Source organism: Demequina lignilytica, from assembly GCF_030418375.1.
Lineage (GTDB): Bacteria > Actinomycetota > Actinomycetes > Actinomycetales > Demequinaceae > Demequina > Demequina lignilytica.
This window is the reverse complement of sequence record NZ_JAUHPZ010000001.1, coordinates 593,972-616,318: the sequence shown is the minus strand read 5'-3', so window position 1 is coordinate 616,318 and position 22,347 is coordinate 593,972. Positions and strand designations below refer to the sequence as shown.

Genomic DNA, 22,347 nt, shown 5'->3' with positions numbered 1-22,347 from the left:
GCCCACCGTCCGAGCCGAGGAACACCATCACCGTGTCTGGAGACCCCCGCATCGAGCCTGCCTCGACGACGCCGGCGCTCATCCGCAACTTCTGCATCATCGCGCACATCGACCACGGCAAGTCGACCCTCGCGGACCGCATGCTGCAGCTCACGGGCGTGGTCGAGCCGCGGCAGATGAAGGCGCAGTACCTCGACCGCATGGACATCGAGCGAGAGCGCGGCATCACCATCAAGTCGCAGGCCGTCCGCATGCCGTGGGAGGTCGAGGGCGAGCCCTACGCGCTCAACATGATCGACACCCCGGGGCACGTGGACTTCACCTACGAGGTGTCGCGCTCGCTCGCGGCGTGCGAGGGCGCGATCCTGCTGGTCGACGCCGCCCAGGGCATCGAGGCGCAGACCCTGGCGAACCTGTACCTGGCGATGGAGAACGACCTCACGATCATCCCGGTGCTGAACAAGATCGACCTGCCGTCCGCCGACCCCGAGCGCTACGCCGCCGAGCTCGCGCAGCTGATCGGCTGCGACGTCGACGACGTGCTGCGGGTGTCGGGCAAGACCGGCGCGGGCGTGCCCGAGCTGCTCGACCGCGTGGTCCGCGACATCCCGGCGCCGGTCGGCGACGCCGAGGCGCCGACCCGCGCGATGATCTTCGACTCGGTCTACGACACCTACCGCGGCGTGGTGACCTACGTGCGCGTGGTCGACGGCTCGCTCAAGCCGCGCGAGAAGATCGCGATGATGTCGACGCTCGCGACCCACGACCTGCTCGAGATCGGGGTCATCAGCCCCGAGCCGATCCCCACCAAGGGCCTGGGCGTGGGCGAGGTGGGCTACCTCATCACCGGCGTGAAGGACGTGCGCCAGTCCAAGGTGGGCGACACCGTCACCCTCGCGGGCCGTCGCGCCCAGCAGTCGCTCGGCGGCTACCGCGACCCGAGGCCGATGGTGTACTCCGGCCTGTTCCCGGTGGACGGCTCCGACTTCCCCGTGCTGCGCGACGCGCTCGACAAGCTCCAGCTCAACGACGCCTCGCTGGTCTACGAGCCGGAGAGCTCCGTGGCGCTCGGCTTCGGCTTCCGCTGCGGGTACCTGGGGCTGCTCCACCTCGAGATCGTCCGCGACCGCCTCGAGCGGGAGTTCGGGCTCGACCTCATCTCGACCGCGCCCAACGTGGTCTACGAGGTCGAGATGGAGGACGGCAAGGTCCACGTCGTCACCAACCCGTCCGAGTTCCCCGGCGGCAAGATCGCCCAGGTGCGCGAGCCCGTGGTGAAGGCGTCGATCCTGGTGCCGAGCGAGTTCATCGGCACCGTGATGGAGCTGTGCCAGGAGCGCCGCGGGATCATGGGCACCATGAACTACCTGAGCGAGACGCGGGTGGAGATGCACTACACGCTGCCGCTCGCCGAGGTGGTCTTCGACTTCTTCGACCAGCTGAAGTCGCGCACGCGCGGCTACGGGTCGCTCGACTACGAGCCCGCCGGCGACCAGTCCGCCGATCTGGTGAAGGTGGACATCCTGCTCCAGGGCGAGCAGGTCGACGCGTTCTCCGCCGTGGTCCACAAGGACAAGGCGTACAGCTACGGCGTCATGATGGTGGGCAAGCTCAAGGGCCTCATCGACCGCCAGCAGTTCGAGATCCCGATCCAGGCCGCGATCGGCTCCCGCGTGATCGCGCGCGAGACCATCCGTGCGATCCGCAAGGATGTGCTCGCCAAGTGCTACGGCGGTGACATCTCGCGCAAGCGCAAGCTGCTCGAGAAGCAGAAGGCGGGCAAGAAGCGGATGAAGAACATCGGCTCGGTCGAGGTGCCCCCGGAGGCGTTCATCGCGGCGCTGTCGACCGCCGACGACGGCTCCGACAAGGGCAAGAAGAAGTGACGGCGGGCGCCTCGGCGCTGGTAGACCCTAGTCTGGCCGTGTGACCACCCTCGTCGGCGCGCGCCGGGACCTCGGCATCTACATCCACGTCCCGTTCTGCGCCGTCCGCTGCGGCTACTGCGACTTCAACACGTACGCCCCGGGTGAGGTCGAGGGTGCCACCCGAGAGGGCTACGTCGAGGCGGCGCTCGAGGAGATGGCGCTGGCCCGCCGGACGATGCAGGGCGACGACCGCACGGTCCGCACGGTGTTCTTCGGCGGCGGCACCCCGACGATGCTCGACTCCGCCGCGCTCACCACGCTGCTCGAGGCGGTGCGCGGCACCTGGGGGCTGGCCGCCGACGCGGAGGTGACCACCGAGGCGAACCCCGACTCGGTGTCGCGGGAGTCCCTGCAGGCGCTCGCGCGCGCCGGGTTCACGCGGGTGAGCCTCGGCATGCAGTCCGCCGTGCCGCACGTGCTGGCGACGCTCGACCGCACCCACAACCCCGCGAACGTCGCGCGGGCGGTGGCGATGGCCCGCGAGGCGGGGCTGGCCGTCAGCCTCGACCTCATCTACGGCACCCCGGGGGAGAGCCTGTCCGACTGGCGCGCGAGCCTCGAGGCGGCGATCGCGCTCGAGCCCGACCACGTGAGCGCGTACGCGCTGGTCATCGAGCCGGGCACCCGCATGGGCGGGCAGCTGCGCCGCGGCGAGGTCCAGCCGACGGACCCCGACACCCAGGCCGAGATGTACGAGCTCGCCGACACGCTGCTGTCGCGGGCGGGCTACGCCTGGTACGAGGTCTCGAACTGGGCCCGGAGCCCGGACCAGCGGTGCCGCCACAACGTCGCGTACTGGCGCAGCCAGGACTGGTGGGGCGTCGGCCCGGGCGCGCACTCCTACCTGGGTCCGCGCATCGGCGCCGACGGGGCGGAGGTCCCGGCGAGGCGCTGGTGGAACGTCAAGCACCCGCGGGCGTACGCCGCCCGGCTGGGCGCGGGCGAGAGCCCCGAGGCCGACGGCGAGGAGCTGGGCGCGGACGACCTCCGCCTCGAGAGGGTGATGCTGCGGCTGCGCCTGTCCGAGGGGGTCGACGCCGCCGAGGTCGCCGACCGTCCGGAGGCCGTCGCGCGGCTCGTCGCGGACGGCCTGCTCGACGGCGCGGCGGCCGTCGCCGGCACCCTCCGGCTGACCCGCCGCGGGCGCCTCCTCGCGGACCTCGCCGTCCGCGCGCTCGCCTTCTGAGCGGGGCGGACGCCGCCGCCACCATGCGTGGGGGCGATTTGTCCGGAACGACTCGCCGACGGGACGTCGCGGTTCGCCAGCCTCCCCGGGACGCGCCGCGCTCCTGCCTATCCTGACCGCCAGGGAAGGAGCGGTGGCCGCCCGGGCCGCCGGGGATCGCATCATCAGTCAGCCGGCCACGCGGGACCTGCCGCGCACCTCGGAGACCCGCATCGCCCGGACGGGGCGGATCGCGGGTCTCGACGGCCTGCGCGCGATCGCCGTGCTGCTGGTGGTCCTGTACCACTTCGCACCGGTGCCGCTGCCGGGCGGCTACCTCGGCGTCGACGTCTTCTTCGTCCTCTCGGGCTTCCTCATCACGACCATCCTCCTGGCGGAGCGCGACGCGACCGGCGGCGTCTCGCTGCGCAGGTTCTGGCGTCATCGTGCCCGCCGGCTGCTGCCGGCGCTCGCCGCCGTCGTGGTCGTGTGCGTCGCGGCGGTGGCGGTCGCTCTCGGGATCGATCGCATCGGAGGCGCCTCCGCGCAGGGGTCGCTGTGGAGCGATCTGCTCGTGGGCGTCGGGGCGCAGATCGCCGCCGCCGCCACCTTCACCAGCAACTGGCTGACGGTGCTCACGGAGCAGAGCTACGCCGCCGCCAGCTCGCCGCACCTGTTCGGCAACCTGTGGTCGCTCGCGGTCGAGGAGCAGTTCTACCTGGTGTGGCCGCTGGTCGTGGTCGGCGTGATCGGTGCCGGTCTCGCCGTGCGCAAGGCGGCCTACGGCGCGGCGGCCCTGGCGCTCGGGTCGGCGGGCGCGATGGCGCTGCTCCTCGACCTCGGCAGCGATCCGACGCGCGTCTACGTGGGCACGGACACCCACGCGTTCGGCCTCATGATCGGCGCGGCGCTGGCGTTCTGGTGGAACGCGAGCCGGCAGGGCACGCGGCCGGCGTGGTGGCCCGGTCGCCGGCCGGCGCTCGCGGCCGGGTTCGGCGGGGCGCTGGCGATCGCCGCCCTCGCGGCGCTGATGCCGTGGGACACGGCGCTGCCGTACCGCGGCGGGCTGCTGCTCGCCTCGGTCGCGACCGCCGCCGTGATCGTCGCGCTCGTCACGGTGCCGGCGACCGGACGTGCCCTCGACGCCGGCCCGCTGCGCTGGATCGGCGAGCGTTCGTACGGCATCTACCTCTGGCACTGGCCGGTCTTCGTGATCCTGGCGACCGGCATCGACGGCGGTCGCCTCCGCGACGCCTCGTGGCCGACGCTCGTGCTCGCGAGCGTCATCACCGTCGCCGTCTCGGCCGCCTGCTACCGCTGGCTCGAGGTGCCCGTGCGCAGGCGCGGGTTCCGCGCCGCGCTCCGCGGGCTCGTCGACTGGCTCTACCCCGTCGAGCACGACCGGTCGAGCCTCCAGGCCGCGCGCAGGCGCCGCGCCGCCGTGTTCGGCGGCACGGTGGCGGCGGTCCTCGCGCTCGCCGCGTCAGCCGTCGCCGAGGCACCCGAGCAGACCACCCTCGAGACGCAGCTCGACGAGGGCGCGAAGGTGGCGGCGGAGACCTCGGCGTCCGCGGCGCCGGCGGCCACGCCGACCGCCGCGTCGACGGCCGTTGCCGCCCCGTCCCCCTCGAGCGGCGCATCGTCTCCCGCGAGCGGCGCATCGTCCCCCACGCCGGCCCCCGTCGTGGAGGTGCCGGACGGCGCCCGCGTCCAGGTGATCGGCGATTCGGTCACGGTCGGGTCGGCGGGAGCGCTCGCGGAGGCGCTGCCCGGCATCCGCATCACCGCGGAGGTGGGCAAGCAGTTCGCCACGGGCGTCGACCAGGTCGCGCGGCTCGCGGGTGAGGACCGGCTCCGCGACTACCTCGTGGTGGCGCTGGGCACCAACGGGAGGGTCGGCGCGGAGAACCTCGAGCGGCTCCTCGCGGCGGCCGGCGAACGGCCGGTCGTGCTCGTCACGCCGTACGGCGACCGGTCATGGATCCCCGGCGCTGTGGCGGACCTGCGCGCCGCGGCGGAGGCGCACCCCACGGTGGTGCTTGCGGACTGGAACGCGGCCGTCGCGCAGGACACATCGGTCCTGGGCCCGGACGGCATCCACCCGCGCGCCGGCGGCGTCGAGCTCTTCGTGAGCGTCATCGAGGACGCGCTCGAGCGCGCCGCCGCGCTCTGAGCCACCCGAGTCGGGACCGGGACGCGACGGTGCCCCGCCACCCGAGCGGGGGCGGGGCACCGAGCGGCGGACGTCAGCGCACGAACGGGATCACCAGCGGGATCCGCGAGTACTCGCCGTTGTTCGCCTGGACTCCCGCGATGATCGACATCACCAGCGCGTAGATGCCGTAGACGATCATGAGCGGGATGGTGACGATGAAGCCGAGCCCGATGGTCACGAGCCCGAGGATCACGCCGCCCACGATCACGGCGAGCATGGTGAGCTGGAGGTTCAGATTGAGCCGGCCGTGGTGGTCGATCAGGGCGCTGCGCTCGCGGTACACGAGCCACATCACCAGCGGCACCAGGAAGGCGAGCGTGCCGGCCGAGAGGACCATCGCCGCGGCGGCGATGATGTGCACCAGCATGGCCATGGTGCGGGCGTCGCGCTCGAGCATCGGGGCCGGGGCGGCGTAGGGAGGGACGGCGCCCGCGGCGGGCGCGGGCTCGGGCTGCGGGGAGCCCGGGGTCTGGTCGGTGTCGTTCATGCTCCCAGCGTCCCAACAGACGCCAGGGCCCCGCATCCACCCGGAGGGGGAGCGGGGCCCTGATCTTCGTCGGGGTGCGACCCCTACTTCACGATGCGCCAGTTGAGCGGATAGCGGTAGTGCTCACCCGAGCTGACCTTGACGGCGGCCATGATGCCGAAGACGAGCACGGCGATGCCGACCACGGCGAGGATCAGGAAGCCGATGAGCAGGAACGTGGTGATGAAGCCGACGACGTACCCGATGGTCGCGAGGATCGACCAGTTCAGCGCCTCCTTGGCCTCCTCGTTCACGAACGCGGACCGGTCGCGGAAGACCAGCCAGACCACCAGCGGCGGGATGATCCCGAACAGGATCACGCCGACGTGCGCGATGATCGACCAGAGCTTCTCGTCGGACTCGGACAGGGGCTGCGCGGCGGGCGGCTGAGGCGCCTGAGGCGGCGGCGGGTAGTCGGTCATGGTTCCTCCAAGGTGAGTGCGGAACGGACGCTCGCAATCTACACAGAAGCCGCCCGTACGTCAGCACCTGCCCACGTTTCGCGCGCCGCGTGGCGTGCCCGGCGACCGCCCCCCGAGCGCGCGTTACTATTGGCACTCGACCACGGAGAGTGCCAGCCGCGGGGCTGGTCCCACGGGATGGTGGGGAGAGCGCGGAGGAGGCGAGCGTGAGCGAGGAACGTCGGCAGGCCGTGCTCCGCGCGATCGTCGAGGACTACGTCGCCACGCACGAGCCCGTTGGCTCCAAGGCGCTCGCGGACTCCAAGGGCCTGGGCGTCTCCTCCGCGACCATCCGCAACGACATGGCGATCCTCGAGGAGGAGGGGCTGATCGCCCAGCCTCATACGTCGGCGGGCCGCATCCCGACCGATGCCGGCTACCGGTCCTTCGTCGACCACCTCGCCGCCTCCGCGATCCCCGACCCGCACAAGCGCGCGATCGCCACCTTCCTGTCCGACGCGGTCGACCTCAACGACGTGGTCGAGCGCTCGGTGCGCCTGCTCAGCCAGCTGACCCGCCAGGTCGCGGTCGTCCAGTACCCGTCGCTGCGGGAGTCGGCCGTGCGCCGGGTCGAGCTCGTGCGGCTCGGCCTCGAGCGGGCGCTCGTGGTGGTGGTCTCGGCCGACGCGCGCGTCGAGCAGCAGACCATCCCGCTCGGCGAGGCGACCGCGGACGAGGCGTTCGAGAGGGCCGTGCGCGAGGTCAACGAGGTCGGTCAGGGCCTCAGCGGCGCGACGCTCGCGACCGCGCTCGGCGCCTGGGCGGCGCAGCCGGGCCAGGTCCCGTGGGCGGCCACGCTTGCGGACGTGGTCGTCGGAGCGACCCGTGCCGGCACCGTCGAGCGCGTGATGTTCGCGGGCACCTCGAACCTGGCGCGAGCGGGCTCGGGCCTCGAGGCGGACACCATCGCCCCGGTCCTCGACGCGCTCGAGGAGCAGGTGCTGCTGCTGCGGCTGTTGCACGAGATGGCCGACCAGGGGGACGATGTCTCGGTCCGCATCGGCGCCGAGACTCACCACGAGGCGCTGCGCAGCACGTCGATCGTCGCCGCGAACTACGGGCGCGACACGCTCTCCCTGGTGGGAGCGCTCGGGCCGACACGAATGGACTACCCAGGGACGATGGCCGCGGTCCGCGCCGTCGCCCGCTATCTGTCGAGAGTGGTGGAGCTCTAGGTGAAGGACTACTACGGCGTCCTCGGCGTCCCACGGGACGCATCCGAGGCGGAGATCAAGAAGGCGTACCGGAAGCTCGCGCGCGAGCTGCACCCCGACGTCGCCGGCGCGGAGGGCGAGGAGCGCTTCAAGGAGGTCGCCGCGGCCTACGACGTGCTGGGCAACGCCGACAAGCGAGCGCAGTACGACCGCGGCGTGGACCCCCGGTCCGCGTCCGGCGCCGCAGGCGGCGCCCAGGGCTTCGGCTTCGAGGACATCTTCGAGACGTTCTTCGGCGGCGGCGCGAGCCCGTTCGGCCAGCAGCAGCGCGGGCCCGCGTCCCGCACGCAGCGCGGCGGCGACACCCTGGTGCACGCGGATGTCACGCTCGAGGAGGCCGTCTTCGGCATCACCCGCGAGATCCAGGTGGACCTCGCCGACGTGTGCGGCACGTGCCACGGCAGCTGCTGCGCGCCCGGCACCCAGCCGCAGACCTGCCGCCAGTGCAACGGCACCGGCTCGGTGCAGCGCATCGCGCGGTCCCTGCTGGGCCAGGTCATGACCACCGCGCCCTGCCCGACCTGCGGCGGCTACGGCTCGACCATCGAGTCGCCCTGCGCGGACTGCTCGGGGCAGGGGCGCACCCACTCGCGCCACACCGTCAAGGTCGACATCCCGGCGGGCGTCGAGACGGGCACGCGGATCCGCATGACCAGCCGTGGCGACGCCGGCGTGGCGGGCGGCCCCAAGGGCGACCTGTACATCGAGATCCGCGAGCGCGCGGACAAGGTGTTCGAGCGCCGCGGGGACGACCTGCACTGCACGCTCGAGGTCCCGATGACCGCGGCGGCGCTGGGCACCGTGCTGACGGTGGACACGTTCGACGGGCCGCAGGAGGTCGACGTCAAGGCCGGCACGCATGCGGGCTCGACCGTGCGGCTCCGCGGCCTGGGCGTCGGGCGCCTCCAGCGCCAGGGCCGCGGCGACCTGTTCGTGCACCTCGACGTCACCACGCCCACCGAGCTGACCGACGAGCAGGCGGAGCTGCTGCGCCAGCTCGCGGCCCTGCGCGGCGAGGAGGCTCCCGAGGCGCGCCTCGCGCCGATCGGCGGCGGCGTGTTCTCCCGCCTCAAGGACGCGTTCATGGGGCGCGGCTAGGACGTGAGCGCGCCGGTATTCCTCGCGCCCGCCGCGGCCTTCGCGGCGGTCGGGGACGTGCTGGAGCTCGACGGCGACGAGGCGCGGCACGCGGTCACGGTCCAGCGCAGACGCGTCGGCGAGGTGGTCGACCTGGTCGACGGCGCCGGCCTTCGCGCCCGGGGGCCCATCGTGTCCACGGGCGACCGCAGCCTCGCCATCCGGGTCGAGGCCGTCTCGCGCGACGACGACCCGCCGCTGACCCTGGTCCAGGCGCTCGCCAAGGGAGGCCGCGACGAGCAGGCGCTCGAGGCCGCCACCGAGCTCGGCGCGACCCGGATCGTGCCCTGGGCCGCCGACCGCAGCATCGTCCAGTGGCGCGGGGCCAAGGCGGACAAGGCGCGCGGGCAGTGGGAGTCCCTGGCCCGCGCCGCCGCGAAGCAGAGCCGCCGTGCGACCGTGCCCGCGGTGGCGCCGGTGGCCACCACGCGGCAGCTCGCGGGCCTGGTGCGCGACGCCGTCGCGGCGGGGGAGCGGGTGCTGGTGCTCCACGAGGAGTCCGCGGCCCCCCTCACGGCCCTCACCTGGGACGACGCGGGCCAGGGCGTGTGGTGCATCGTCGGCCCGGAGGGCGGGATCTCCGACGCCGAGGTCGCCGCGCTGACCGAGGCGGGCGCCGAGCCGGTCCTGCTCGGCCCGCACGTGCTGCGCGCCTCGTCGGCCGGCCCGGCCGCGTTCGCCGCGCTCGCGGCGTGCCGCGGCACGTGGAATACGCTGGGAGCATGAGCGACTGCATCTTCTGCACCATCGTGGCCGGCGGCATCCCCGCGGACGTGGTGGTCGAGACCGACAACGTGGTCGCGTTCCGCGACATCGCGCCCAAGGCGCCGCTGCACGTGCTGGTCGCCCCGAAGACGCACGTCCCGAACGTGGCGGCCGCCGCCCGGGAGATCCCCGAGATCCTCGCGGAGATGGCGATCGTGGCGCAGCAGGTGGCGGACGCGGAGAGCGGCGGCGAGTTCCGCTGGATCTTCAACACCGGCCCGTCCGCCGGTCAGACGGTCTTCCACGTGCACGGGCACGTGATGAACGGCGGCTCGCTCGGGTGGAGCGAGTGAGCGTCACCCGGGTGGTCGAGGTCGAGGACGCGGCACGCATGCCGGAGCTCCTCGGCTCGGGGGACGGCGTGCTGCGCGAGGTCGAGCGCGCCTACCCGGACGTCGACTTCGCCGTGCGCGGCAACCGCATCACGCTGACCGGCGATCCCGACGCCGTCGACGCCGCCGCGGGCGCCGTCGCGGAGCTGCGGGACGTGCTGGGTGCGGGCGTGCCCCTGACCGCCGACGTCGCGCGCGAGTCCGTGCGCATGCTCCAGGGCACGGCGGCGTCGCCCGCCGCACCGCCTCAGGAGCGGCCCGCCGGCGTGCTGTCCCGCTCGATCCTGTCGACCCGCGGGCGGACCATCCGGCCCAAGACCCGGGGCCAGGCGGACTATGTCGAGGCGATCGAGCGTCACACCATCACGTTCGGCATCGGTCCCGCCGGCACGGGCAAGACCTACCTCGCGATGGCGCAGGCCGTCGCGGCGCTGCAGGGCAAGCGGGTCAACCGCATCGTCCTGACCCGGCCCGCCGTCGAGGCGGGGGAGCGGCTCGGCTTCCTGCCGGGATCCCTCTCCGACAAGATCGACCCGTACCTGCGGCCGCTCTACGACGCGCTGCACGACATGGTCGACCCGGAGTCGATCCCGAAGCTCATGGAGTCCGGCACCATCGAGGTCGCGCCGCTCGCGTACATGCGCGGCCGCACGCTCAACGACGCCTTCATCATCCTCGACGAGGCGCAGAACACCACGCGCGAGCAGATGAAGATGTTCCTCACCCGCCTGGGCTTCGGCGCGACGATGGTGGTCACCGGCGACATCACGCAGGTGGACCTGCCGGGCGGCACCCGGTCGGGGCTGCGGGCCGCCTCGGAGATCCTGCGCGGCGTCGAGGACATCGCCTTCTGCCACCTGGGCGCCGAGGACGTGGTCCGGCACCGCCTGGTGAGCGACATCATCACCGCGTACGCGCAGGACGACGAGTCCCGCGGCGACCGCCCGTCGCGGCCGACCGGCCAGCGTCGCCGCTTCGACCGGGAGGAGTCCTAGGTGATCGAGGTCAACAACGAGACCGACGCCGCGATCGACGAGGTCGAGTTCGCGGAGCTCGCCCGCTACGTGCTCGCGAAGATGCACGTCGCCGAGGGTGCGGAGCTCGCGATCCTGTTCGTCGACGAGCCGGCCATGGAGCAGCTCCACGTGCAGTGGATGGACGAGCCCGGCCCGACCGACGTGCTGAGCTTCCCGATGGACGAGCTGCGGCCGGGCACCGCCGAGAGCCCGACCCCGCCGGGCCTGCTCGGGGACATCGTCGTGTGCCCGTCGGTCGCGGCGCGGCAGGCGACCACCGCGGGCCATACGGCGGAGGAGGAGATGCTGCTCCTCACCACCCACGGCCTGCTGCACCTGCTGGGCTACGACCACGTCGAGCCGGAGGAGGAGAAGGAGATGTTCGCGCTCCAGCGAAACCTGCTCCTCACCTTCCTCGCCAGCCGCGCGTCCTGACCGTATGGAGGCGTTCCCCTGGGCCACGCTGATCGGCATCGTGGTGATCGCGGCGCTGGCCGCGGCGGTGATGCACGCGGTGGTCGCGGCGTTCGAGCAGCTGCCCTACGCCCGTGAGCGCGAGATCGAGGCCGCGCGCCGCCCCGACGGACGTCCCACCGCGGCGGCACGGCTCGCGGCCCTGCCGGATCAGGCCGACAACGCCTCGTCGGTCGTGTACGCGATCGCCGAGGCGGTCGCCCTGGTGAGCTGGGCCTTCGTCGCGTGGGAGCTGGCGGAGGACGTGGACTGGGGCTGGATCCCGACCGTGACCGCCGCCGCGGGCGTCGGGGCGGCGGTGTCGCTGCTCGTGGTCCGCGCGGTGCCGCGCGGGATCGCGCGCGCCCACCCCGAGAACACGCTCCGCGCGCTCGCGCCGCTCGCGTGGTTCCTCATCTGGGTGACCACCCCGATCCGCGCGGTGGTGCCGGCGCTGCAGTACCCCGAGCTGCGCGAGGCCGAGGACCTCATGGACCAGGCCGAGGACGCGCTCGAGGAGGAGGACGCAGAGCTGCTGCGCTCGGTCGTCGGGCTGGGCGACACGCTCACGCGCGAGGTGATGGTGCCGCGCACGGACATGATCACCATCCACGCGGGCACCACGGCGCGCAAGGCGATGATCCTGTTCATGCGGTCGGGCTTCTCCCGGGTGCCCGTCATCGGCGACGGCGTGGACGACACGGTGGGCGTGCTGTACCTCAAGGACGTGGTGCGGTGGACCTGGGACCACCCCGCGAGGCTCGAGGAGCCGATCGACGCGCTGGTGCGCGAGCCGGTGTTCGTGCCGGAGTCCGTGCCCGCGGACGACCTCCTGCGCCGCATGCAGGACGAGGTGTTCCACATGGCGATCGTCGTCGACGAGTACGGCGGCGTGGCCGGGCTGGTCACCATCGAGGACGCGCTCGAGGAGATCGTCGGCGAGGTGGTGGACGAGCACGATCGCTCCGCCCCGGACGTCGAGGACCTGGGCGACGGCCGCTACCGTGTGCCGGCGCGCTACGACCTGGACTCGCTGGGTGAGCTGTTCGACGTCGAGATCGATGACGAGGACGTCGAGACCGCCGCGGGGCTGCTGGCGAAGGCGCTGGGGAAGGTCCCGATCCCCGGCTCGGAGGCGAGCGCACACGGCCTGGTGCTGATCGCCGAGCGCGCCGAGGGACGCCGGCGCCGCCTGGTGTCGCTCGTCGTCGAGCGCGAGCGCCCCGTCGAGGGCGAGGATGAGACGCAGGAGGCGGAGCCCGTGCCCCGCCGCCGAGGCAGGAGGAACGACAACGATGACTGAGCACCGGAGCGGCTTCGCCGCGTTCGTCGGACGCCCCAACGCGGGGAAGTCGACGCTGATGAACGCGCTGGTGGGGGACAAGGTGGCGATCATGTCCTCCCGGCCGCAGACCACGCGCCGCGCGATCCGCGGGATCGTCCACCGGGACGACGCCCAGCTGGTGATCGTCGACACGCCCGGCCTGCATCGGCCCCGGACGCTGCTGGGGGAGCGGCTCAACGACCTGGTGCGCGAGACGCTCTTCGAGGTCGACGTGATCGGCTTCTGCCTGCCGGCGGACGAGAAGATCGGGCCGGGCGACAAGTGGATCGCGCGCGAGCTCGCGGAGGCCAAGGCGCCCGTGGTCGCGATCGTCACCAAGGTCGACAAGGTCCCGCGGGAGCGGGTCGCCGAGCACCTGCTCGCGGTGTCGGAGCTCGCGGAGTGGGCCGAGATCGTGCCGGTCAGCTCCGTCACGGACATCCAGATGGACGTGCTGACCGACGTGCTGGTGCGGCATCTGCCGGAGGGGCCCCCGCTCTACCCCGGCGGCGAGATCACGGATGAGCCCGAGGACGTCCGCATCGCCGAGCTGATCCGCGAGGCCGCGCTCGAGGGGGTGCGGGACGAGCTGCCGCACTCGATCGCCGTCGTGATCGAGGAGATCGTCGAGCCCGACTCGGAGGACGCGCGACGCGACGTGCTGGAGATCCGCGCCCACGTCTTCGTCGAGCGGGAGAGCCAGAAGGGCATCATCATCGGCAAGGGCGGATCGCGGCTCAAGGAGGTGGGGGCGACCGCGCGGCAGGGGATCGAGCATCTGCTCGGCCGTCGCGTGTTCCTCGACCTCCACGTCAAGGTGGCCAAGGACTGGCAGCGCGATCCCAAGCAGCTGGGCCGGCTCGGCTTCTGAGGCGGTCCCGGAGGGGGACGACGCGCGACGCCCCGGCCACCGCGAGGGTGACCGGGGCGTCGGTGTCGGCGCGGCGGGCGTCAGCCGATCGACGACAGGATCTTGAGGCTCTGGGCGAGCAGCAGGAGGAACCCGCCGCTGCTGAGCATGAGGGTGGCGAGCACCGCCGGCACGGCCCAGAAGGGCAGCTCCTTCTTCGCGGCAGCGGGCTGGGTGGTGGTCTCGATGGTGGTCATGGTGTTCTCCCCTGACGTTCTTCGTACTTAGTACCGATGGGTGGACTCCACCTTATTCGTACTAAGTACGAAAGTCAACGGGTGCGATCCGTCCGCGCGCGACCGCCGCATCGTCCCCGGTCGGCTATGGTGGACGCATGCGTGCACGCTCGCTGCTCCTTCTGTGCCGCGACGAGGCCTGATCCAGGCCGGATCCTCGTCGCGGCGGTTGGTGTGCCGGCCTTCAGGACAGCGACCGACCTAAGGAACAGCCCTCATGACCAGCGAGCACACCGCGCAGAGCGCGCACTACACCGGCGGGGAGCAGACCGCGTCCCCCATGCCCCTGCACAAGTACGTGCCGTTCAGCGAGCAGATCCGGGTGGACCTCCCGGACCGCACGTGGCCCGGCGCGACCATCACGAAGGCCCCGCGCTGGTGCGCGGTCGACCTGCGCGACGGCAACCAGGCCCTCATCGAGCCCATGAACGCGGAGCGCAAGCTGCGGATGTTCGACCTCCTGGTCCGCATGGGCTACAAGGAGATCGAGGTGGGCTTCCCGAGCGCGAGCCAGACCGACTTCGACTTCGTCCGCCAGCTCATCGACGAGGACCGCATCCCCGACGACGTCACCATCCAGGTGCTGACCCAGGCGCGCGAGCACCTGATCGAGCGCACGTACGAGTCGCTGCGCGGCGCCAAGCAGGCGATCGTGCACCTGTACAACTCGACCTCGATCCTGCAGCGCGAGGTGGTGTTCCGGGCGACCGAGGACGAGATCGTCGACATCGCGACCCACGGCGCGATGCTGTGCCAGAAGTTCGAGGAGACCATCCCCGACACCAAGGTCTTCTACGAGTACAGCCCCGAGTCCTACACGGGCACCGAGCTCGAGTACGCCGTGCGCGTCTGCAACGCGGTGCTGGACGTGTTCAAGCCCACGCCCGATCGCAAGGTCATCATCAACCTGCCGGCGACGGTCGAGATGGCGACCCCGAACGTGTACGCCGACTCGATCGAGTGGATGAACCGCCACCTGGACTACCGCGACTCCGTGGTGCTGAGCCTGCACCCGCACAACGACCGCGGCACCGCGGTCGCCGCGGCCGAGCTGGGCTATCTGGCGGGCGCCGACCGCATCGAGGGCTGCCTGTTCGGCAACGGCGAGCGCACGGGCAACGTCGACCTGGTGACGCTCGGCATGAACCTGTTCTCCCAGGGCATCGACCCCGAGATCGACTTCTCCGACATCGACGCGATCCGTCGCACGGTGGAGTACTGCAACCAGATCGACGTCCACCCGCGCCACCCGTGGGGCGGCGACCTGGTGTTCACCGCCTTCTCCGGCTCCCACCAGGACGCCATCAAGAAGGGTCTCGAGTCGATGGAGCGCAAGGCCGAGAAGCAGGGCGTCGCGGTCGACGACCTGGTCTGGGCGGTGCCGTACCTGCCGATCGACCCCAAGGACGTGGGCCGCTCGTACGAGGCTGTCATCCGCGTGAACTCGCAGTCCGGCAAGGGCGGCGTCGCGTACCTGCTCAAGACGGAGCGCAATCTCGACCTGCCGCGCCGGCTCCAGATCGAGTTCTCCCGCGTGGTCCAGCGCGAGGCCGACGCCACGGGCGAGGAGATGACCGCGGCGCGCCTGTGGACCATCTTCCAGGACGAGTACCTGCCGGCGACCGACCCGGAGCTCCAGTGGGGGCGCTTCTCCCTGGTGGGCACGCGCACCACATCCTCGGACTCGGGCCCCGACACGCTCGCGGCGGACGTCACCGACGGGGGAGCGCCGGTCACGGTCGAGGGCTCGGGCAACGGCCCCGTCGCGGCCTTCGTCGCCGCGCTCGGCACCCGCGGCGTGCGGGTCGAGGTGCTCGACTACCACGAGCACGCGATGAGCGGCGGCGGCGACGCCGTGGCCGCCGCGTACGTCGAGTGCCAGATCGGCGACGACATCCTGTGGGGCGTCGGCATCGACCCGTCGATCACCACCGCGACGCTCAAGGCGATCATCTCCGCGGTGAACCGCGAGGGCCGATGACGCTCGCACGTCACCTGATCGCGGCGGCGGGCGCGGGGGTCACGGCCCTCGCGCTCGCCGCGTGCTCGGGCGCGCCTGCGGTCGAGCTGCCGGACCTCACGTCGCTCGACCTGAGCGCCGTCGACTGCGCCGAGACCGCGCAGATGGCCGACGTGGTGGCCTCGCCGCCCGCGGGCTCCGAGACCGCGTGCTGGACGGGGGCTCCCGACGACGGGTTCGTCGCGACCGCGGACGCGATCCTCGCCCTCCTGATGGAGGACGCGGGCGAGGAGGGCACCGACGCGACCAGCGCACTGTGCTGGGACGATGCGCTCACCGAGACCGAGGGCAGCGCCTGCCGCGCGGTCGTGGTCGGCGACCTGACTGACGGCACGGTGGTGTCCGCGGTGATCGCCGTGACCGATCCCGCCTCGATGACGGCCGACCTCCCGGACGACGCGACGGACGAGCAGGTGGCGGAGGCGATCGCCGGCGCCCCGATCGAGGTGCTGCTGTTCTCCGAGCCGGCCTCGCTGGTCGACGCCTGACGCGCGGCCGCCCCGCCGCGCCCGGAGGGGCACGACGGGGCGGTGCGGACGCGGCTCAGGCCGCGACCAGGTCCGGCTCCCGGCCGGGGAGGGCCGCCACCGCGCGCGGGGCGCGCGTGAGGAGCCAGACGGTGAACCACACCTCGGTCACGATCGACGCCGTGGCGACGATTGCGAGGAACGCCCCGCCGAAGTCGGCGTAGTTGGCGAGCAGGAGGTGGGCGAAGGTGTCGGCGACGTACGCGACGCCGGCGATCCCGAGGCCGTAGCCGAGCACGCGCGGTCCGACGCGTGACGCGACCAGGATGCGGCCGAGGACCATCAGGTGCAGGCCGAACGCGACCAGCGCGAGCAGCCACGTCACGTCGAAGGCCTCCATCGCGAGCCCGGTCCAGGCCTCGCGCTGGCCGGCGTCGAGCCCGGCGACCAGGTCGCCGCCGGTCGCCAGCTGGAGCGCGAGGTGCATGAAGGTGATGGCGGGGATGAACGCCACGGTGTACGCCAGGCGGAGCCAGGCGGCGAGCAGCGAGCGCCGCTCCCCGGTGGAGCGCAGCAGGACGTGCAGCGCCCAGGCGATGCCGATGTCGATCATCGCGATCGCGGCGAAGCCCGCGATCCCGAGACGGAAGGTGGTCGCGTTCTCGGCGATGTTCGCCATGGTCGCGGCCGGGTCGTCGGGGACGACCAGCTGGTTGCGGACCAGGAAGTTCGCGCCCATGGCGAGGAGCACGATCGCGATGTAGCCGAGGCCTGCGAGGCGTGCGGCGGATCGGGGCGAGAGGTCGGTGCGGATGGTCATGTCGGATTCTCCTGTCGGGACGATGCGGTGTCGGGCGCGCTCAGCGGGCGTCACGGACGATGACGACGGCCTTGCCGGCGACGCGGCCAGCGGCCAGGTCGGTGACGGCGTCGGCGGCGCGGTCGAGCGGGTAGGCGCGGCTGACCGCGGCGCGGATGGCACCGTCGTCGACCAGGTCCCTCACGCGCTCGAGGCGCTCCGTGGTGGTGGCGGACACGAATCCCATCAGCCGCTGCGAGGTGAAGAGCGAGACCAGCGGCGCCCACAGGGTGCGGCCAGCGCCGCCCACGAGGGCGTCGCCGCCCTCCCCGCCGACCATGACCAGCGTGCCGGTGGGGGACAGGATGCGACGCAGGCGGCGCAGCGAGGTGAGGCTGCCGGCGTCGATGATCACGTCGAAGGACTCGTCGAGCGCGGTCACCTCGGTGGTCCGGTAGTCGATCACGCGCTCCGCTCCGAGCCCGCGGACCAGGTCCGCCTTGGCGGCGCTGGCGACGCCCGTCACGTGGGCGCCCGCCGCGACGGCGAGCTGCACCGCGAACGAGCCGACCCCGCCGGACGCGCCGAGGACCAGCACGCGCTGGCCGGCCTCGACCCCGGCGCAGTCCTCGACGGCCTGCAGCGCGGTGACGGCGGAGACGGGCATGGCGCCCGCCCCGGTGAAGTCCGCGGCGTCGGGCTTCACGGCCAGACGGTCGGCCTTGGCGATCGCGAACTGCGCGAACGAGCCGTCGGCGGTGCCGAACACCTCGTCGCCCACGGCGAACCGGGTGACCCCGGCGCCCACGGCGGTGACCACGCCCGCGACGTCGGAGCCCTGGACCGGCTGCTTGGGCCGGCGCAGGCCGAAGCCGATGGCGCGGATGACGAGCGGGCGGCCCGTGGCGAGGTGCCACACCCCGCGGTCGACGCCCGCGGCGTGAACCTCGATGAGGACCTCGCCGTCGCCGGGCTGCGGCACCGGGACGGTGTCGACGCAGATCTCCTCGGGGCCGGCGTAGCGGCGCTGAACGGCGGCCTGCATGGTGGCGGTCGCGGTGCTGGGCGATGCGTCGCTCGCGGAAGCGGCGGCGGCGATGGTGGCGGCCGAGGCGGCGGCTGCGGCCTGGGCGGTGGTGCTGGCGGTCATGGTGTTCCTCCCCGTGTCGTGATCATTCGTACTTAGTACGAGTGATAGGCTCGACTGTAGACGTACTAAGTACGACGCGCAACCCCCGCGGGGGAGATTCGGAGCAGAACGGTGTCTGAGCAGGTGGTTCGCAAGGTCAGGCTCACTCCCGAGCGCATCGCGACGGCCGCGATCGAGCTCGCCGACCGCGACGGGATCGAGGCGCTCACCATCCGGGCGCTCGCCGACCATCTGGGCACGAAGCCCATGACGCTGTACCACCACGTCGCCGGCAAGGAGGCGCTGCTCGACCTCATGGTCGACCGGATCTTCGCGGAGATGGTGGCGCCGCCGGAGGACCTTCCGTGGCGCGAGGCGATCATCCGGCGCTGCCAGTCCACGCGCGAGGTCCTGGTGCGCCACCCGTGGTCGGTTCCGCTGCTCGAGTCCCGCAGCACGCCGGGTCCCGAGCTGCTCCGCCATCACGAGTCGATGCTCGCGACCCTCGACCGCGGCGGTCTGCCGCTGCCGCTGATGGCGCACGCGTACGCGATCCTCGACAGCTTCGTCTTCGGCTTCGCGCTCGAGGAGGCGACCCTGCCGGCGCAGGGCGGTGAGGGGATGGCGGACGTGGCCGAGGAGATCGCGGCCGCCTTCGACGCCGAGGCCTACCCGCAGCTGGTCCGCCTCACCGTCGACCACGTGATGCAGCCGGGCTACTCGTTCGGCTCGTCCTTCGAGGTCGGGCTCGGCATCATCCTCGACGGGCTCGAGGCGGCGCGGGGGCCCGGCGCCGACGCCTGACCGACGCCGCGCCTGCCCCTCCCGCGGTCCCGGCCGGGGGACAATGGCCCGGTGCCCCTGTACCGAGACGACGCGATCGTCCTCCGCACCCACAAGCTGGGGGAGGCGGACCGCATCGTCACGCTGCTGACGCGCCACCACGGCAAGGTGCGCGCGGTCGCCAAGGGGGTGCGGCGCACCACCAGCCGCATCGGCTCCCGCATGGAGCCGTTCATGCTGGTCGACGTGCAGCTGTACGAGGGCCGCAACCTCGACATCGTCAGCCAGGTCGAGACGCGCGAGCCGTACGCCCGCCGCATCGCCGTCGACTACGCCCTCTACACCGCCGCGACCGCGATGGTCGAGACCGCGGACAAGCTGGTCGACCACGAGAAGGAGCCCGCGCACCAGCAGTACCGGCTGCTGCACGGCGCGCTCGGTGCGCTCAGCCGCCGCGAGCATGACCCGGGCATGCTGCTCGACTCGTTCCTGCTGCGGTCCCTGGCGATCGCCGGTTACGCGCCCAGCTTCGACGAGTGCGCCAGCTGCGGCCGCCCCGGACCGCATCGCGCGTTCGCGATCGCGGAGGGCGGTGCCGCGTGCGAGGAGTGCCGTCCGTCGGGCTCCGCCGCACCAGCGGAGGAGACGATGCGGCTCCTCGCCTCCCTCCTCGAGGGCGACTGGGCGGTCGCGGACGCCTCCGACGGCCGCCACCGGCGCGAGGCCGCGGGCCTCACGGCCGCCTACTCGCAGTTCCACCTGGAGCGCCGGATCCGGTCGCTGCCGCTGGTCGACCGGTCCGAGCCGCAGGTCGGCTGACCCACGCCCGACGCCTTCTGCCAGCCCGTACGCTTGACCCGTCGCCGCACCGGGCGACGGGAGAGGAACCGATGCGCCCCACCGTGATCTTCGACTTCGACGGCACCATCGCCCTCGGCGACGGCCCGCTGCACGCGTACGCCCAGGGCGTGGCGGACGCGGCGGGCGTGCCCGAGATCGCGGTCGAGTCGCGCGCCGCGCTCGCCCGCTTCGAGGCGGGGGACGCCACGGTGATCGACGGCTACGACGCGGTCCGCCGGGTCGCCCTCGCGCACGGTGCGGACGGCGCGGCGCTCGAGGCGGGCTATCGTGCGAGCCGCGAGCACCTGGCGACCGGGCGGGCGCCCATCGAGGCTCCCGCTGGTCTCGGCGCGTTCCTCGAAAGGCTCGCCGCCCATGCGGACCTCCTGCTGGTGACCAACTCGCCGGACATCCGGATCACGGAGGCGCTCGAGGTGCTCGAGGCGACCGCGATCACCCGCCGTGTCTGCTCGGCACGCAAGCCCGCGGGGCTCACGGCCGTCATCGCCGCCGAGCTCGAGGGCGGACCCGTGATGAGCGTGGGCGACGTCTACGTCAACGACCTCGAGCCGGCGATCGCGCTCGGCGCCGCGACCGCGATCGTGGGCACGACCTGGGAGTCCTGGGCGGACCGCGCGACGCTCGCGGCGGCGACGCTGCCCGAGCTGTACGACGGCATCGTCGCGTGGGCGGAGGCCGCCGGGGCGCCCGGGGCCGGCCACTAGGCTGGCAGTCGTGACGCCGCAGCCGCCCTTCGCCCACCCCTCGGGCGCGACCCCGCCCGATCTGCCCCGGGACGCGGTGCCGCGGCACGTGGCCGTGGTGATGGACGGCAACGGGCGCTGGGCCAAGGAGCGCGGGCTCCCGCGCACCGCGGGCCACGAGCGCGGCGAGGCCGCTCTGCTCGACGTCGTCGCGGGCGCGATCGAGGCCGGCGTCGGCCACATCAGCGCCTACGCGTTCAGCACCGAGAACTGGAAGCGCAGCCCCGAGGAGGTGCGCTTCCTCATGGGCTTCAACCGCGACGTCATCCGCCGCCGCCGCGACGAGATGCACTCGTGGGGCGTCCGCGTGCGCTGGGCCGGGCGCCGACCCAGGCTGTGGCGCTCCGTCATCACCGAGCTCGAGAAGGCCGAGGAGATGACGCAGGACAACACGGTCCTCACGCTCACGATGTGCGTCAACTACGGGGGTCGAGCCGAGATCGCGGACGCCGCGCGAGCCATCGCGGTGAAGGTGGCGGCGGGGGAGCTGGACCCGTCGAAGGTGACCGAGAAGACCCTCGCGGCCCACCTCGACGAGCCGGACATGCCGGACGTCGACCTGTTCTGGCGCTCGAGCGGCGAGCAGCGGTCGAGCAACTTCCTGCCGTGGCAGGCCGCCTACGCCGAGTACGTGTTCAGCGACGTGCTGTGGCCCGACGTGGACCGCACGCACCTGTGGGCGGCGATCGAGGAGTACGCCCGTCGCAACCGCCGCTTCGGCGCCGCCTGACGCGCCCCGCGCGCCCGCGCATCGTCCCTCCGGTCGCCGCGCGGGCCCGACCTTCCTAGGCTGGAGGTGGGTCCCCGCGCACGGTTGTCGAAGGAGATGATCGCCATGCCGGATGCAGAGAAGATGGCCCGCTTCGCGACGGGCCGCGGGTTCATCGCCGCGCTCGATCAGAGCGGCGGCAGCACGCCGCGGGCGCTGCGCGCCTACGGCATCGACGAGTCGCACTACGCCGACGAGGCGCAGATGTTCGACCTCATCCACACCGCGCGCACGCGCGTCATGACCAGCCCGGTCTTCGACTCGGACCGGATCCTCGGCGCGATCCTGTTCCAGGGCACCGTCGACAGGACGGTCGCCGGGATGCCCGTGGTCGACTACCTGTGGCGGGAGAAGGGGATCCTGTCCTTCCTCAAGATCGACAAGGGCCTCGAGGACGAGCAGGACGGCGTCCGGCTCATGAAGGACATCCCGGGTCTGGACGCGACGCTGGCCGACGCCGCGGCGCGCGGCGTGTTCGGCACCAAGGAGCGCTCGGTCATCGGCGCGGGCACCGACGACGGGGTCCGGAGCGTGGTCGCACAGCAGTTCGAGGTCGCGGAGCGTGTGCTCGCGGCGGGGCTGGTGCCGATCATCGAGCCGGAGATCGGCATCGACGCGCCGGATCGCCGACGGACCGAGGAGGTCCTGAAGTCCGCGCTGCGGCGCCACCTCGACGCGCTCGGCGACCGGAAGGTCGCGCTCAAGCTCACCATCCCGATCGTGGACGGTTACTACACGGAGCTGACCGAGCACCCGAGCATCGCGCGGGTGGTCGCGCTGTCCGGCGGGTACAGCCGGGCGGAGGCGGTCGAGAGGCTGGCGCGCAACCCCGGGCTGATCGCCAGCTTCAGCCGCGCGCTCCTGGAGGGGCTCAGCGTCGACCAGTCGGCGGAGGAGTTCGACGCGGCCCTCGATGCGTCGATCGAGGCGATCTACCGGGCGTCGATCACCTGAGGGCGCGGCCGCTCGCGCCGCGCCTCCCACGCCCCCATGCCCCCGCGCCTTCCCGCGCCCCAATGGCGGATCGGTGCACGAAACCGCGAGGTTTCGTGCACCGATCCGCCATTTCGCAGTGCGGCGCGGTGCGGCGCGGT

At 72.6% G+C, this 22,347-nt stretch carries 23 protein-coding genes; 18 read left to right on the top strand and 5 right to left on the bottom strand.

Translation table 11 applies throughout. The features are described 5' to 3' along the window. Positions 1 to 32 precede the first annotated feature (32 nt). From lepA to QQX13_RS02750, 3 genes are all read left to right on the top strand, one after another. Positions 33 to 1,886, top strand: a complete 1,854-nt coding sequence (gene lepA, locus QQX13_RS02760) for a translation elongation factor 4 (RefSeq protein WP_301120303.1) — start codon at positions 33 to 35, stop codon at positions 1,884 to 1,886. Positions 1,887 to 1,926: 40 nt separating this feature from the next. Beyond that, positions 1,927 to 3,114: a radical SAM family heme chaperone HemW gene (gene hemW, locus QQX13_RS02755; protein WP_301120305.1), complete on the top strand. Its 1,188-nt coding sequence runs from the start codon at positions 1,927 to 1,929 to the stop codon at positions 3,112 to 3,114. Positions 3,115 to 3,247: 133 nt separating this feature from the next. Continuing rightward, positions 3,248 to 5,266, top strand: coding sequence for an acyltransferase family protein (locus QQX13_RS02750; RefSeq protein ID WP_301152443.1), 2,019 nt, complete (start codon positions 3,248 to 3,250; stop codon positions 5,264 to 5,266). 73 nt (positions 5,267 to 5,339) lie between these two features. On the opposite strand, the gene QQX13_RS02745 is transcribed toward QQX13_RS02750, so the two are convergent. Both QQX13_RS02745 and QQX13_RS02740 read right to left on the bottom strand, forming a co-directional pair. Continuing rightward, positions 5,340 to 5,795, bottom strand: a complete 456-nt coding sequence (locus tag QQX13_RS02745; protein ID WP_301120309.1) for a DUF4870 domain-containing protein — start codon at positions 5,793 to 5,795, stop codon at positions 5,340 to 5,342. 83 nt (positions 5,796 to 5,878) lie between these two features. Beyond that, complete coding sequence (locus QQX13_RS02740; RefSeq protein WP_301120311.1) at positions 5,879 to 6,256, bottom strand: DUF4870 domain-containing protein; 378 nt, start codon at positions 6,254 to 6,256, stop codon at positions 5,879 to 5,881. A 206-nt stretch (positions 6,257 to 6,462) separates the two neighbouring features. Here QQX13_RS02740 and hrcA point away from each other — a divergent pair, with 206 nt between their 5' ends. From hrcA to era, 8 genes are read left to right on the top strand one after another with little or no spacing between them, the layout of a single operon-like run. Continuing rightward, the gene (gene hrcA / locus QQX13_RS02735; RefSeq protein ID WP_301120313.1) at positions 6,463 to 7,470 is read left to right on the top strand and encodes a heat-inducible transcriptional repressor HrcA; all 1,008 of its coding nucleotides are present in this window, start codon (positions 6,463 to 6,465) and stop codon (positions 7,468 to 7,470) included. Then, on the top strand, positions 7,471 to 8,607 hold the full coding sequence (gene dnaJ / locus QQX13_RS02730; protein ID WP_301152441.1) for a molecular chaperone DnaJ: 1,137 nt from the start codon (positions 7,471 to 7,473) through the stop codon (positions 8,605 to 8,607). Between the two features lie 3 nt (positions 8,608 to 8,610). After that, a complete protein-coding gene (locus QQX13_RS02725; protein WP_301120317.1) occupies positions 8,611 to 9,372 on the top strand; it encodes a 16S rRNA (uracil(1498)-N(3))-methyltransferase in 762 nt (253 codons plus the stop codon). After that, a complete protein-coding gene (locus QQX13_RS02720) occupies positions 9,369 to 9,704 on the top strand; it encodes an HIT domain-containing protein (RefSeq protein WP_301120319.1) in 336 nt (111 codons plus the stop codon). The genes QQX13_RS02725 and QQX13_RS02720 overlap by 4 nt, the downstream gene beginning before the upstream one ends. A gap of 38 nt (positions 9,705 to 9,742) precedes the next feature. Then, entirely contained in the window at positions 9,743 to 10,738 is a 996-nt protein-coding gene (locus QQX13_RS02715; RefSeq protein ID WP_301120549.1) for a PhoH family protein, read from the top strand. Then, positions 10,739 to 11,194 carry an rRNA maturation RNase YbeY gene (ybeY, locus tag QQX13_RS02710; RefSeq protein ID WP_301120321.1) on the top strand — a complete coding sequence of 152 codons (456 nt, stop codon included), beginning with the start codon at positions 10,739 to 10,741 and terminating at the stop codon, positions 11,192 to 11,194. It begins immediately after the preceding gene. 4 nt (positions 11,195 to 11,198) lie between these two features. Continuing rightward, complete coding sequence (locus tag QQX13_RS02705) at positions 11,199 to 12,515, top strand: hemolysin family protein (RefSeq protein ID WP_301152439.1); 1,317 nt, start codon at positions 11,199 to 11,201, stop codon at positions 12,513 to 12,515. Next, positions 12,508 to 13,407, top strand: a complete 900-nt coding sequence (gene era / locus QQX13_RS02700; protein ID WP_301120325.1) for a GTPase Era — start codon at positions 12,508 to 12,510, stop codon at positions 13,405 to 13,407. Before QQX13_RS02705 ends, era begins: the two co-directional genes overlap by 8 nt. A gap of 80 nt (positions 13,408 to 13,487) precedes the next feature. Here the strand turns inward: era and QQX13_RS02695 are convergent, their stop codons facing one another. After that, positions 13,488 to 13,643, bottom strand: coding sequence for a hypothetical protein (locus QQX13_RS02695; protein WP_301120327.1), 156 nt, complete (start codon positions 13,641 to 13,643; stop codon positions 13,488 to 13,490). 256 nt (positions 13,644 to 13,899) lie between these two features. Between QQX13_RS02695 and leuA the strand changes: the two genes are divergently transcribed. Beyond that, positions 13,900 to 15,663 carry a 2-isopropylmalate synthase gene (gene leuA / locus QQX13_RS02690; RefSeq protein WP_301152437.1) on the top strand — a complete coding sequence of 588 codons (1,764 nt, stop codon included), beginning with the start codon at positions 13,900 to 13,902 and terminating at the stop codon, positions 15,661 to 15,663. Continuing rightward, entirely contained in the window at positions 15,660 to 16,190 is a 531-nt protein-coding gene (locus QQX13_RS02685; protein WP_301120331.1) for a hypothetical protein, read from the top strand. Before leuA ends, QQX13_RS02685 begins: the two co-directional genes overlap by 4 nt. A 55-nt stretch (positions 16,191 to 16,245) precedes the next feature. Here the strand turns inward: QQX13_RS02685 and QQX13_RS02680 are convergent, their stop codons facing one another. Both QQX13_RS02680 and QQX13_RS02675 read right to left on the bottom strand, forming a co-directional pair. Then, positions 16,246 to 16,989 (bottom strand): DUF4386 domain-containing protein, encoded by a 744-nt coding sequence (locus QQX13_RS02680; RefSeq protein WP_301120333.1) that lies wholly within the window; start codon positions 16,987 to 16,989, stop codon positions 16,246 to 16,248. Between the two features lie 40 nt (positions 16,990 to 17,029). After that, positions 17,030 to 18,118, bottom strand: coding sequence for an NAD(P)-dependent alcohol dehydrogenase (locus tag QQX13_RS02675; protein WP_301152435.1), 1,089 nt, complete (start codon positions 18,116 to 18,118; stop codon positions 17,030 to 17,032). A 111-nt stretch (positions 18,119 to 18,229) separates the two neighbouring features. Here QQX13_RS02675 and QQX13_RS02670 point away from each other — a divergent pair, with 111 nt between their 5' ends. From QQX13_RS02670 to QQX13_RS02650, 5 genes are all read left to right on the top strand, one after another. Then, complete coding sequence (locus tag QQX13_RS02670) at positions 18,230 to 18,901, top strand: TetR/AcrR family transcriptional regulator (protein WP_301152434.1); 672 nt, start codon at positions 18,230 to 18,232, stop codon at positions 18,899 to 18,901. Between the two features lie 51 nt (positions 18,902 to 18,952). Next, positions 18,953 to 19,699 (top strand): DNA repair protein RecO, encoded by a 747-nt coding sequence (gene recO, locus QQX13_RS02665; RefSeq protein WP_301120343.1) that lies wholly within the window; start codon positions 18,953 to 18,955, stop codon positions 19,697 to 19,699. Between the two features lie 71 nt (positions 19,700 to 19,770). After that, positions 19,771 to 20,445: an HAD family hydrolase gene (locus QQX13_RS02660; RefSeq protein WP_301152433.1), complete on the top strand. Its 675-nt coding sequence runs from the start codon at positions 19,771 to 19,773 to the stop codon at positions 20,443 to 20,445. Between the two features lie 10 nt (positions 20,446 to 20,455). After that, positions 20,456 to 21,214, top strand: coding sequence for an isoprenyl transferase (locus QQX13_RS02655; RefSeq protein ID WP_436968547.1), 759 nt, complete (start codon positions 20,456 to 20,458; stop codon positions 21,212 to 21,214). A 105-nt stretch (positions 21,215 to 21,319) separates the two neighbouring features. After that, entirely contained in the window at positions 21,320 to 22,207 is an 888-nt protein-coding gene (locus tag QQX13_RS02650; protein WP_301152431.1) for a fructose bisphosphate aldolase, read from the top strand. The last annotated feature ends 140 nt before the right edge of the window (positions 22,208 to 22,347 follow it).